The sequence below is a fragment of the Sphingobium sp. LSP13-1-1.1 genome, from assembly GCF_040676415.1.
GTDB lineage: Bacteria > Pseudomonadota > Alphaproteobacteria > Sphingomonadales > Sphingomonadaceae > Sphingobium.
The window spans coordinates 1-10,745 of the sequence record NZ_JBEGHU010000024.1; the positions used below are offsets into that span (position 1 = coordinate 1).

The window sequence follows — 10,745 nt, forward strand, 5'->3', positions numbered from 1 at the left end:
CTGACCTGCTGTGGCTTCGCTTTGGGCACTTGCTGCGACCTTGCATCTACCCAAACTCCATCGTGGGCATCGCGGTAGGCTTGTGCATCTAGGAAGGGCTGGTCTGCATTCTTGAACGCGACCTTTGGATTTTGGTAATACGGAGCAAAGAGGAACGTCTGAGTAATGCAACCATCTGTGTGGGCATCAATGCCGATTTCATCCCACAGAAGAGAAGCTACGCGAGTGTAGAGTGCGCCGTCTGTGACCGGCTTTGCGAATGGGAAAGCTACGACAATTCGTGCTTCTGCTGTGTTGGTGAAATCAGCCTGTGTGTCGATCTGGTAGTATGGCAAGCCTAGATCAGCGAGGCGTTCTTCAAGCTGTGTTTTCTTGCTGTATGGGTATTCCAGTGGGAGCGCAGTGCTTTCAATGATATGGTCCTTCATGTGCTTTTTCACATAGGACGTAAAACCCATATAGAGTGGTTTGTTCTTGTCTCGCATTTCCTCAATGTAGTTGAAGATAACTTCATCCATAATCGGGTTGCTGTTGCTGCCGAAAGCCGTTGCGTAGTGGAGTGGCTTGACGTTTGCGTCTTTGGTTCGCTTGGCAAAGCGAGCTAGAACTAGAGCAGGGTCGATCATTGTTTTGTTCTCCTTGTTCGATCTACTGCTCTATTTATGCAGAGTTGCAGATTAAGGGCTTTTAAGGAGAACCTGTTTGTCAATATGTTGGGTAAATAGATGGTCAGCTTTTAGCTGATCTGTTCAACTGGGTTGCTCTAGTGGAATACAAGAAAACCCCGGAAAGCGGTTATGCCTTCCGGGGTTTTTGCTCTTTAGACTGTCAGGCCGTCACTTGCCCAAACGATACCAGAGGCTGTCAGCTTCGTTGGCGTTAGCCAACTTCGCTTCCACTACCTCAAGCGCACCGTTACGGACCCGGCCCCACAACTTAACAACGGCGTCGTCATCAAAGCCGAACGCGTTATTAAAAGTGGCCTTCGCAGCGACCTTCTTGCCTTTTTCACGAGCATTGTCGATGCGAGTTTTTTGGCCCTCACTCGGATTATCCTTGCGGTCCTGAGCCTCGATTGCTCGAAGGCCCGAGAATTCGCCGACCTTTGGATAGTTGCGAATATATTCCTGAATGCTTCCCGTGATCTCGCCAGCATTCTTCTTGTTCACCAGATAGCGAACATGATTAGCGTGCTTGGCAAGGCTCTTGTGCTTCTCATGAAGCTGCCATGTCCCGTTGGAGTCCTTTTCACTGAACACCGCTTGGACGAAGGGTCCGAACTTGTTGTTGTCCCCCTTAGCCAGACTGCGATTACGATCCTTGACGAACTGCGTGAAGCCGTTGTCCGGGGTTTCGATATTCAGCTGAAGAGCCAGTTCGACCAGTGCCGCGACAAGTTCGTGAGCATTGCTGTCACGATCCTGAAGCAGATCACCAATCTGCTGCTCAAGAGATTCATCCTGAGTGAAGTAAGCTGATGCCTTGTTCTGCTTGAACTCAGCAACCAGCTGATTAACCTGATTTAACGTCATATTTGCCATGCTTTGGGTCCTTCTGTAGATTGTGGTGAGGCTTCGAGAGTTTCTCAGCTTCCACCGATGAGTTGATGACCTGAGTTTGGAATGACATTCACCTGACTCTGACACGAAGTCAGCATTTGACCATCGACGCATTGCGATGGACCAAGTTAGCGTCCTCATTCATCTCGACAGGGCTAGTGTCGATCTACAGCACAAGGCTGCTTTTCTGCCTGTCGCCTGCGTGACTACAAAGGGACTTCTCCAAGCTACCAAATTGCAGCTTTAGCCTCGCCGCTAGGCCATTGCTGGCTTGCGACTTTAACATCGGTTCGATCTACGAGGGATCACATGACAATTTCAAAGAGCCACCGGATTGCTCCGGTCGTTCTGGCCTAGCGAGGCGTTCGTTAAAATCGGGTAAACTGGCCTGCAACGGCGCGCTACTCCAACCGGCTATCACTCCGAGTGCTTCATTCGTCCTGAGCCGGAAAAGCCCTGAATATGGGATATCTGAGCAAGTTGGCTGGACCTGATTAGCTCAGAACGAAACCAGCAAACCAGAAGTCGCAGCCAGATATGAACCGGGCTTGGAGCGCGAACGAGCTGGCGAGTGAGTGCGGACGCCGGGTGAATAGCTGGTCTGCTGGTAGGGTCGCGCAGCGCGAGCAAGCGGCCATGCCATCAAATCAGTAATCGCTCTTTGAGGATGCCTTAACACATATTGAGGCAAAGCCATTCGGTCTGCTGGCGCATCCCATGGCTTGCCTGCGACATGATGCTTTCTCGACTGTCTCGGTCGCCTTACGGCTCCCGATCCAGATCGGCAAAGCATCAGCCGCAATTTCTTAGTTGAAGTTGTTCCAGATATGTAGATGTCCAGATGCAACGAAAAACATATTAGTAGTATTAATCGTTGCACAATATGTAAGTGGCGCGCCGTTGCGGGGAAAAGATAAAGTGACTTTCTAGGGACAGAATTGCTAAATAGTAATGTAGACGCAGGGCTGGAAACGCTGTTGTCTATGACAGCGAACGCCTTGGTCTATCTTCAAACAGAGAGCTTGGCCCGACTGTGCAATTCCAGCCTGCACAGTCGGGCTTTTTGTTTGGAGAAAAGAAGATGAAAACCATCCAGTATGTGAGCGCACCCGCAGGCTCAGGCAAAACCCATCAGCTAGTCCATCATGCCATCGCAGAGGCTCAGCAGGGTCACAAATATCTCATCGCGCAGCCAACTATCGAACTGATCGACCAGACGCGAACCAAGATCAAGAAGGCCGGTTTCGGCAAGGTCACTTCGATCTACAAGAGGTTCGACTTCGATGCAGTTGCGCCACGCATCACACAGCACATTTCTCAGGCCATTCCAGATGAAGGTGAAATCCTGCTCATCACGCATGAGGCACTTCGTCTGCTTAAAGATCGCGGCCACTTCCGTCACTGGTATCTGGTAGTTGACGAGTTCATGTCGGTGTTCAAGCACATTCCAATGCCGATTGCGAAAACACACCAGATTGTAACTGACCACTTGGAACTCTCAGAAGCACTCTCGGATAAGGTAAGTGCGCTGCTGCCTAAGACGCCCATCGAACTAGATAGGCTGATCGCTAATCCAACAAACGACATGAACGTCGAGAACTTCATTCCCTTGCTGCGACCCATTCAGAACGACGACGAGAAGGTCTATGTCAACACCGAGAGCTATCTAGACCTCATCAACAATCCAGATACAGACGGCCACATGGACTTCTTCGCCATTCTGGAACCGACATTCGTAGCCGACTTTAAGGAAGTGACATTCTTAGGTGCGAATGCAGAATGCACAGAGATGTTCATTCTCTGGCAAAACCTCTTCGATGTTGATTGGCAGGTTAACAGCAATCTGGCTCAGGGCTTTCTCTACACCAAGCATGTTTCTGGTCCACGCCTCACGATCAGTTATCTCTTCGATACGAATTGGAGCAAGCGTCACGCCAACAAACAGGATGATGAAGGCACGACGCTCGATAAGTTGCGCGACTTTATTAGCGACTACTGCGCGAACGAACGCTTCCTTTGGCACGCTAACGCTTCTGTGAAGGATACGTTCTTTGAAGCAAAAGACCGACTGCCAAGCGTTGCTCATGGTCTGGACAAGCCAGACTATCGTAGCTGCAACCGAGTTGTTCTCATTAGCGCCCTGAACCGCCGCGATGCAGCTTACAAATTCCTAGAAGACATTGGCATCACTGCTGAGCAGTCGCACTCGATGATTAGCTACCAAGCAGACTATCAGGCAATGATGCGCTGCTCGCTGCGTGACGACAAGGCGATTGCACCAGTTGAAGTGATCGTCGCCAGCAAGGGTAATGCTGAGTGGCTGAAAGAACGCTTTCCCGGTTGCAGCATCCGCAAGTTGGAACACAATATCGCCGGAGCAGGTAAGCGCGGACGTCCGAAGATGGAGCGTCCCAAGACATCAACCGAGCGTTCACGAGAGCGCCGTGAAAGGCTCAAGGCGTTGGACGATTCATACAAGGCTGCTCGCAAGTAAGCGTCTCAGCGGATCAGCTTAACGGCCTGATAACGCTTCACTCTCTAGGGATCGGCTATGACTAACCTCGTAGCCGATATTCTTTTGAGCAATCTGCCAGCACGGCGAACAGGCAGCGGTTGGCACAAATTCAACGCCATTTGCTGCCAGCATAACGGGCAATCGAAGGATCAGCGCCAGCGCGGCGGCATCAAGCAGGATGGCGATACGGTCGTCTATAACTGCTTCAATTGCGGATTTGCAGCTGGCTACACGACCGGCAACCACATCACCGGCAAGATGAAAAAGCTGCTCGGATGGGCAGGGGTGAGCGAGGATGCTCTCAAACGCCTCATATTCGACGTTGGGCTGCTCAAGCATCAACGGGAGCATGGACAGCGGGTTGTGCTGCCAGAGGGGCTTAAAACCGTCCTAGCGTGGCTGCTTGAGGGCACTAAGGAAAGCCAGCTGCTACAGATCGCGGATTTCCTGACGAGCGACGACAGAATGCTCGATCTGGCCTCCTATTTTTGGACGCCCGATCCCAACGATATGGACCTCGATCGCTACGTCGTGACCATCAAAGGCGACCTCGAATATCCGACGGGCTGGTGGGCTTATCCTGTGCTCGACAGCAGTTTGCCGGTTCTCACTCAGAGTGGACCAGATGACGAGCCTGAGGATGATGAGCCGCGAGCAGAAGACATTGAGGAATTCAGACGGATATTGATTGCGGAAGGGGCAATAGGAGAATGAGCGATGCGTTGTTTGATTGGGGGAGTGAGGGCGCGCCAGCTAAAATCGACACAGAAGAACAGCGCCGATTGGAACGAGAAGCATTCCAGCAGCAGGAAGCGAAACGTATCGCGCGGGAGGCTGAATTAGCAGCAAAGCGCAGCGATCAGTTCTCTGACGTTCGGTGTTCGCTGGTCGATGAACTCGTGAGCCATTTGCCAGAAGAGCTTGTTTCCTCGGTTCGCGCCTCGAATGGAAACATAGGCGATGGAGCGCTCAAGAAGCTGCTCACTGAGAACGCTGATCAGGTAAAACAACCCCTGACCCATATTTGGGTTGGGCACGTAAGTGGCACCACTGTTTCCGCGATTAAGTCATTGCTGGGCTACGGCATCGACAAGAAGCGTTACTTTCGCGCAAGAGACCATCAGAGTTTACGCGGATTGAGAACGATACAGTGTGGCAAGACAGTTGTTCTACCACATCATATCAAAGACGTTCTTTTCCTTCGCGTGACCAAGGCCGAAGCCATGAAGGCTAAACTGGCTACTCAGAGTAAGCAGGTTGTCATAGAGGACACGACTGGTCTGTGGTGGTCGCAACTCTACTTGCTCGTTCAGCGCAGCAAACTGAAGCAGGATACCTCATGGTATAATGAAGAGTGGGGCAAGCTCGCTGACATCATCGAGCAGGTTTATCCGTGAAAGGGCAGAGCATGGACAACAGCGTAAACCCTGACGAACTGTTCGATTGGACAGGCGGCAAGAAAGATGCCGAACAAGAAGTAAATCAAGAGATTTATGCCTTAGCTGAGAAGCTGGCAGATAAAGTCATGGACAACGGCTCCTATGACGAAGAACTAAACCAGATATGGGTCGGCTATGTTGAAGGCGATCCTGTTGAAGCTGTAGAGGCTTTAGCGGGCAAACCCATACCCGCTGAGCGAATCCTTATCATCAAAAACTGTGATCCATTTTTCGACGGCAGGGCGCTCACCTTAGAGAAGGATGGCAAGAAGGCTTGGTATCAGCCATTTCAGGTTTTTGGCTTGGTAGCTGTTCGTGTCTCTAAGAAGGAAGCTGTCAAGATCAAGGTAAGCTGCTCAGGCAAGCAGAAGTTGATTGACGATCCCATGAGCGGTTGGTGGACGATGGCTCACACATTTAACCAACCAAGCGCATTAGCGGACGAGGACGAGACACAGAGGCAACTTCGGTTGAAGACAACGCTTCACATGATCGAAGACTTGGTTGAGCCGTCAATCATTTAGCTGGAAATATATAGACGCGACTGTTCGTGGAGTCGTATTATGAACATGTAGAGCAGTTAATAGCGGTTACTGCTCTACACTCCTTATCGGCCCTTAATCTGCAATTCTGCATAAATAAGAGTGTAGATCGAACGCACCTTCACTCTAGCGTTTAACGAGATTATCGACTTCCAGCTACCATGTTGGACTTCGTGAACCCCGGAGAGGAGTGAAGGCTTCTCCGGGGTTTTTCTGTGTTCGTAGAAAATAACAATAAGGAGAACACAACAATGAAGAGGAATTTCGATCCAATCACCAACGAGGCTTCCACTCTGCGCCGCAAGGCTCGCCACACAAGGATCAAGAACGGCAAGCGCAGTAAGGTAGTCAGTGATAGCCGTGAAGGCATCCAGAAGGATGGCAGCGTGATTGTGCTTCACCCAACTAAGGGCTTCCGCAGGATCAGCGCAAAGCGCATCAAGCTCTACAGCACAAACAACTAAACGGTTCGGAGGGTCACAAGCCCTCTGAACATACCTCCTAAGAACAGAATAACAAGGAGAACAACATGGCCAACTGTAGAGTAGTTAACAATCCAGTTTTTGACAAACTGGAAGAGGCAGCAGCAGTCCTGAATAAGATGCTTATCGAGGAACTAGAGTGCTTGAACGAAAGGCACTCGATGGAAGGCGCGTTCATACGAGAAGCTGCTGAGGACTATGGAGAGGTTCTAAGGCTGTATAATGAAACACTCAGGGCTTTATGGGTTGCTCAGCATGGAGGTGCCCTGTGAGCAAGGTGACACTGGATGATCTGAGGGCTGACTACGAAGCTGCGCTTGCTACCTATGATGGTGGCGGAACCCTAAGGTGTGCTACCGATGCCAATCTATCCATTGAATACATGGGTGGGAACGTGTTCGCGCATTGCAGTTTGGATCAGCTTGCAAGTGGTAAGGTCACTATTTGGTTCTCAGCTGGCGTTCCGAACCCGGTCGATCACTCACGTGAAGTGTTGGTTCCCGAAAATATCCGAGTAGCTGCTAAGTTATACGGTATTGCGAACTTGTATGACGATGAGGAAGAAGGCTTGAAGCAAGCAATGATGTGGAAGCTCTCTAACTAACTAATGGGCCGGAACAACCGGCCCATTCTGCTGACTGAACGTCCTGCCAATAAATACTGGCATGGCACAGATGGACAAATCCCTGAATATCACGCTCAACAAGGGCGAAGATAGCACGATCGAATGGGACGCAATCAATCCCGACGACAGTGTCTTTGACATTTCAAATCTCGATGTGAGGTTTGAGATTAAAGGCAAACCGGCGATTTTAGCGGTTCCAAATCCCAACAATCCAGCAGGCGTAGCTTTCGAGTTCTCAGAGGCATTGATTGCCACTCTGAGTGCTAAGCCCGTGCCTTATCGTGTTCGCATCCATCACCTAGACGCCGCATATCGACTGCCTGCCCGCAAGCCTCGCAAACATAGAAGTGCTCTATCTCGTTCTCAAGCTCTGGATATTCGCAGCGCAGGGCATTCAGGGCGTCACGGTCGAGATCGCCAGGGATCATGGCGGGCCTACACAAAAGCCGGGAAATGGTTCCTTGGCGCGGCTTATCACCAGCACCAACACAGGTTTATCCACAGGTTTTCCACAGTCGGCATATCGGGAACGATCAAGCTGTTTCGGCATTGAACCAATGAAGGAGAGCGAAAATGGCCGACAACAAAGCCAAACGTGGTGGTGCTGATCGGAGCCGGGTCGCAGCCGGTGAGGGTTATGAAGTCAACTACTTCGCCCGCAAACATGGAATTTCAGCTGCCGACGCGAGAAATCTGATTGCGAAGGTCGGCAATGATCGAAACAAACTCAACGCCGCTGCTGCTCAAGTGAGGAAGCGATGATCGCAGAATTCACATTAAATGATGGAAATCCCGTCAGCGTAAATCTGGACAGGGTAGATTACTTCCAGCCAAGCGACGACGGAACGATGATTGTCTTCGCAGATAAGGTATGTGTCTGCGTGGAGGAAAGCTATGACGCTGTTGCTGAGGTTCTGAACCCTGAACGGCAGGCAGGCTGCTAACGAGAAAGCCCCGCTAAAAGGCGGGGCTTTTGCTGCATCAATGCTGCTGTGTAGTAGCCGGAGGTGTTACGGGCTTGTCCTTGTCCACCACAGCGAACTGCAACCCCATTGCGAGTAGCAAACCGCCTAACGCTCCTAGCACGGCACTGCCTAACTTGCCGAAAGCGAAGAAGCCCTTTGCTCCACCCCTAACTTCTGTTTGCCAGTTCTCAAGCGATCTAATGCGGGTTTCGTGTCCATCTGCTCGACGGGTCATTTCGTCCAGCTTCGCATACATATGCTGGAAGCCGATCTTCACCGTTTCATCTAAGCGAACCAGAAGATCGCGCATTTCCTTTTCATCTTGGCTCGCCATTACAGAACTGCGCTGACTACGGTAGTTAGAGCAGTGACGATGTTCGTCCAAGTGCCTGCATCTTCGCTGTTCACAACGCCAACAGTGACGAAGAGTGAGACGATAGCAGCAGCTACGAACTTGTTCTTTGAGATAGCTGTAGCAGCTTTATCAACTAGGCTTTTAATGGTTTTCATACGGGCGACCCTCCGACGAGTTTATGTTTTGTTATTTACTCGTCAGAGGTTCAGCGCCCTCAATACCACTGTATTGTCCTTGTTGCGTTCTCAGTGGTGCCAAATACATTGTTGTTGGTATTCCAACGCCACTGGCGACCATTGCTAAAGGTAGCAGATGATCTTAGGAACGGTGTTCCGTTAACATACATCGTGGTCCAACCTGAGTTCGCTACAGTGCTTGCAACGTCAAACTCGATCTGTTCGTGTGCTACGTCATAGCAGAGACGAGTAATAGCGATACCGCCGTAGATGTTTGAAGTTCCGTCTGCACATGAGCCAGTACCAGACTTGAAGCCGTAATATAGATCGAAGCCATCTTCAAACCAGCGCCTCACTGTTACGACCTGAGTGTCAAGCAAGTTGCTCTTTCCGTAGAAATCAGAGAACGAGATAGCGCCGCTACTCTGAAAGCCATTCTTACCGTAGAAGTGGCTCATTGAAACAGGGTTGCTTAACTGGAACTCGTCTCTTGCTTGGCCGATAGAGATGGGACCGGAGGTTTGGAGAGTCATTATTCACCCTCCGGGGCACTAGGCTCCTCTGGTTCTGTCGGTGCAACATACTCTGGGTCTGCCGAAGGGGGAGGAGGCAGAATTGCGCCGCTCTCGATCTGGTCAAGCAGTCGGGCTTCCAGATAATCAATGGCTTTGTTCTGGTAGAACTCGTCGAAGGATAACCCCATCGAAGCCATCACATACTCGGTGCCGGGAACCAAGTGAATGAGGTTGTATGTGTCCTCAATGGTGATGCCTTCATGCTCAAAGCGGATATGTGCGGTGCCAGCTTCTAGGTCGTGGCTCAGGATAGTTCGGATCATTAGATACCTGCCTTTGTTAGTCTGTTCTCTAGCGCCGCGAACATCTCGCGTAGCTGGGCATTTTCAGTTTCAAGTTCGATGATGCGCTCTTCTTGCTGCTGATTGTCAGCTGCGAGGATTGCGACCATATCCATGTAATTAACGCTCTTGGTTCCAAGCAGGTCATCTGAGGTCTTCACCACTTCTGGAACTGCTAGTTCAAGGGTCTGTGCGCCGAAACCAACGCGGGTAAGTCCGTCACGCTCATAGAGCATGGAAGCCTTCGCCATGCCTTCACGACGAGACTTTACGTTGTCGATTGGGCGCTTGTTCTGCTTTAGGCGTTCGTCCGAGTAAGCAGTGATATTGCCGCCGAAGGTAGCGTTATTGTTGCTGTCCCAATACATCAACCAGCCGCCGTTATCAGCGGAATAGAATCCTCGCATCGAACCAGCGCCGCTGCCATTTGCCATGAAGTCAATCCAGTTATGGATCGAGTAACCGCACCATGCGTTGTTACCGCTGCCGTAGATGTTGACATTGCCGTAGTTGGAACCATTGTTCGCAACAGTCAGACCGCGCGCATAGTCCTCCCAATAGATACCCGATGCGCCATTCGATGGACGCAACCAAGCACCATTGCGGAGATACAGGTCGCCCGTGTGGACCTGACGATAACTGTTGCCGGTCGAACCCTGTGAGATGAAGCGGAACGAGGCATCATCATACATCTTGAGTGCTGATGCTGCTTTACCCGACCAGTGGAAAGTGATCGACGGCGCGTAAGCGTTATCGGTGGATGAACCAATCCAGTTCACTTCGCGGATTTCAATTGCACCAGACCAGACGTCATTTGTTGGCGTCGTGCTTCGTGTGTATAGGCGACGGTAAGACGTATTGTCCGATGTCGTCATACGGAACACTTCTTCGCGGCGATCTGCTGTTCGGCTTCCTCCGCCAGTTGCATGGAAAACTAGATCAGCATTACCGCCAGTCTGGTGATGACCCTGAACGCCAGTAGTGGAGATGTTCTGTTCGTTCTTGAAGTCGATGTAACTGCCGCCGAAAGCTGACGCGCTGGCTGCGGTGTTCCTAATCGAAATGCCCTGATATTGAGCAGCGCCCTGAACGGTTAGACCTTCGCCATTGCCAAGTGTGTAGATGCGGCCACCAAACGTCGCATCGTTATTTTCCATGTTGATCGTTAGCGGCCAGCCATTGCCGGTCGAAGTCCAACCGCTGCTATCCGTGCCAGAACCGCGCAGAAAAT

The 10,745-nt window shown here is 51.0% G+C and carries 16 protein-coding genes; 10 read left to right on the top strand and 6 right to left on the bottom strand.

The window, feature by feature from the left end:
* Together MRBLSP13_RS14785 and MRBLSP13_RS14790 are read right to left on the bottom strand one after the other, a co-directional pair.
* A partial coding sequence (locus tag MRBLSP13_RS14785) for a hypothetical protein (protein WP_363755283.1) occupies nucleotides 1–626 on the bottom strand: 626 nt, incomplete at its 3' end.
* Nucleotides 627–836: 210 nt separating this feature from the next.
* Nucleotides 837–1,541, bottom strand: a complete 705-nt coding sequence (locus tag MRBLSP13_RS14790; RefSeq protein WP_363755285.1) for a hypothetical protein — start codon at nucleotides 1,539–1,541, stop codon at nucleotides 837–839.
* Between the two features lie 1,099 nt (nucleotides 1,542–2,640).
* Between MRBLSP13_RS14790 and MRBLSP13_RS14795 the strand changes: the two genes are divergently transcribed.
* The 10 genes from MRBLSP13_RS14795 to MRBLSP13_RS14840 all read left to right on the top strand — a co-directional run bounded on the left by MRBLSP13_RS14795 (nucleotide 2,641) and on the right by MRBLSP13_RS14840 (nucleotide 8,106).
* Nucleotides 2,641–4,053, top strand: a complete 1,413-nt coding sequence (locus tag MRBLSP13_RS14795; RefSeq protein WP_363755287.1) for a DEAD/DEAH box helicase family protein — start codon at nucleotides 2,641–2,643, stop codon at nucleotides 4,051–4,053.
* Between the two features lie 57 nt (nucleotides 4,054–4,110).
* The gene (locus tag MRBLSP13_RS14800) at nucleotides 4,111–4,788 is read left to right on the top strand and encodes a hypothetical protein (RefSeq protein ID WP_363755289.1); all 678 of its coding nucleotides are present in this window, start codon (nucleotides 4,111–4,113) and stop codon (nucleotides 4,786–4,788) included.
* Nucleotides 4,785–5,471: a hypothetical protein gene (locus tag MRBLSP13_RS14805; RefSeq protein WP_363755291.1), complete on the top strand. Its 687-nt coding sequence runs from the start codon at nucleotides 4,785–4,787 to the stop codon at nucleotides 5,469–5,471. Before MRBLSP13_RS14800 ends, MRBLSP13_RS14805 begins: the two co-directional genes overlap by 4 nt.
* Nucleotides 5,472–5,482: 11 nt before the next feature.
* On the top strand, nucleotides 5,483–6,037 hold the full coding sequence (locus MRBLSP13_RS14810) for a hypothetical protein (RefSeq protein ID WP_363755293.1): 555 nt from the start codon (nucleotides 5,483–5,485) through the stop codon (nucleotides 6,035–6,037).
* Nucleotides 6,038–6,306: 269 nt separating this feature from the next.
* Complete coding sequence (locus MRBLSP13_RS14815) at nucleotides 6,307–6,519, top strand: hypothetical protein (RefSeq protein WP_363755295.1); 213 nt, start codon at nucleotides 6,307–6,309, stop codon at nucleotides 6,517–6,519.
* A 65-nt stretch (nucleotides 6,520–6,584) separates the two neighbouring features.
* Complete coding sequence (locus tag MRBLSP13_RS14820; protein ID WP_363755297.1) at nucleotides 6,585–6,809, top strand: hypothetical protein; 225 nt, start codon at nucleotides 6,585–6,587, stop codon at nucleotides 6,807–6,809.
* Nucleotides 6,806–7,141 carry a hypothetical protein gene (locus MRBLSP13_RS14825; RefSeq protein WP_363755299.1) on the top strand — a complete coding sequence of 112 codons (336 nt, stop codon included), beginning with the start codon at nucleotides 6,806–6,808 and terminating at the stop codon, nucleotides 7,139–7,141. Before MRBLSP13_RS14820 ends, MRBLSP13_RS14825 begins: the two co-directional genes overlap by 4 nt.
* 61 nt (nucleotides 7,142–7,202) lie before the next feature.
* Nucleotides 7,203–7,715, top strand: a complete 513-nt coding sequence (locus tag MRBLSP13_RS14830) for a hypothetical protein (protein WP_363755301.1) — start codon at nucleotides 7,203–7,205, stop codon at nucleotides 7,713–7,715.
* A gap of 20 nt (nucleotides 7,716–7,735) precedes the next feature.
* Nucleotides 7,736–7,924 carry a DUF3606 domain-containing protein gene (locus MRBLSP13_RS14835; RefSeq protein ID WP_363755303.1) on the top strand — a complete coding sequence of 63 codons (189 nt, stop codon included), beginning with the start codon at nucleotides 7,736–7,738 and terminating at the stop codon, nucleotides 7,922–7,924.
* Nucleotides 7,921–8,106: a hypothetical protein gene (locus tag MRBLSP13_RS14840; protein WP_363755305.1), complete on the top strand. Its 186-nt coding sequence runs from the start codon at nucleotides 7,921–7,923 to the stop codon at nucleotides 8,104–8,106. The genes MRBLSP13_RS14835 and MRBLSP13_RS14840 overlap by 4 nt, the downstream gene beginning before the upstream one ends.
* A gap of 37 nt (nucleotides 8,107–8,143) precedes the next feature.
* Here the strand turns inward: MRBLSP13_RS14840 and MRBLSP13_RS14845 are convergent, their stop codons facing one another.
* The 4 genes from MRBLSP13_RS14845 to MRBLSP13_RS14860 all read right to left on the bottom strand — a co-directional run.
* Nucleotides 8,144–8,512: a hypothetical protein gene (locus MRBLSP13_RS14845; protein ID WP_363755307.1), complete on the bottom strand. Its 369-nt coding sequence runs from the start codon at nucleotides 8,510–8,512 to the stop codon at nucleotides 8,144–8,146.
* A gap of 184 nt (nucleotides 8,513–8,696) precedes the next feature.
* Nucleotides 8,697–9,191: a hypothetical protein gene (locus MRBLSP13_RS14850; RefSeq protein WP_363755309.1), complete on the bottom strand. Its 495-nt coding sequence runs from the start codon at nucleotides 9,189–9,191 to the stop codon at nucleotides 8,697–8,699.
* Nucleotides 9,191–9,496, bottom strand: a complete 306-nt coding sequence (locus MRBLSP13_RS14855; RefSeq protein ID WP_363755311.1) for a hypothetical protein — start codon at nucleotides 9,494–9,496, stop codon at nucleotides 9,191–9,193. Before MRBLSP13_RS14855 ends, MRBLSP13_RS14850 begins: the two co-directional genes overlap by 1 nt.
* The coding region (locus MRBLSP13_RS14860) for a bZIP transcription factor (protein WP_363755313.1) at nucleotides 9,496–10,745 on the bottom strand (1,250 nt) is incomplete at its 5' end. The genes MRBLSP13_RS14855 and MRBLSP13_RS14860, both read right to left, overlap by 1 nt.

Excerpts from the sequence above, each read along its gene's own strand:
- MRBLSP13_RS14790 (WP_363755285.1), bottom strand. The coding sequence starts at position 1,541 with ATGGCAAATATGACGTTAAATCAGGTTAATCAGCTGGTTGCTGAGTTC.
- MRBLSP13_RS14795 (WP_363755287.1), top strand. The coding sequence starts at position 2,641 with ATGAAAACCATCCAGTATGTGAGCGCACCCGCAGGCTCAGGCAAAACC.
- MRBLSP13_RS14800 (WP_363755289.1), top strand. The coding sequence starts at position 4,111 with ATGACTAACCTCGTAGCCGATATTCTTTTGAGCAATCTGCCAGCACGG.
- MRBLSP13_RS14805 (WP_363755291.1), top strand. The coding sequence starts at position 4,785 with ATGAGCGATGCGTTGTTTGATTGGGGGAGTGAGGGCGCGCCAGCTAAA.
- MRBLSP13_RS14810 (WP_363755293.1), top strand. The coding sequence starts at position 5,483 with ATGGACAACAGCGTAAACCCTGACGAACTGTTCGATTGGACAGGCGGC.
- MRBLSP13_RS14815 (WP_363755295.1), top strand. The coding sequence starts at position 6,307 with ATGAAGAGGAATTTCGATCCAATCACCAACGAGGCTTCCACTCTGCGC.
- MRBLSP13_RS14820 (WP_363755297.1), top strand. The coding sequence starts at position 6,585 with ATGGCCAACTGTAGAGTAGTTAACAATCCAGTTTTTGACAAACTGGAA.
- MRBLSP13_RS14830 (WP_363755301.1), top strand. The coding sequence starts at position 7,203 with ATGGCACAGATGGACAAATCCCTGAATATCACGCTCAACAAGGGCGAA.
- MRBLSP13_RS14835 (WP_363755303.1), top strand. The coding sequence starts at position 7,736 with ATGGCCGACAACAAAGCCAAACGTGGTGGTGCTGATCGGAGCCGGGTC.
- MRBLSP13_RS14840 (WP_363755305.1), top strand. The coding sequence starts at position 7,921 with ATGATCGCAGAATTCACATTAAATGATGGAAATCCCGTCAGCGTAAAT.
- MRBLSP13_RS14850 (WP_363755309.1), bottom strand. The coding sequence starts at position 9,191 with ATGACTCTCCAAACCTCCGGTCCCATCTCTATCGGCCAAGCAAGAGAC.
- MRBLSP13_RS14855 (WP_363755311.1), bottom strand. The coding sequence starts at position 9,496 with ATGATCCGAACTATCCTGAGCCACGACCTAGAAGCTGGCACCGCACAT.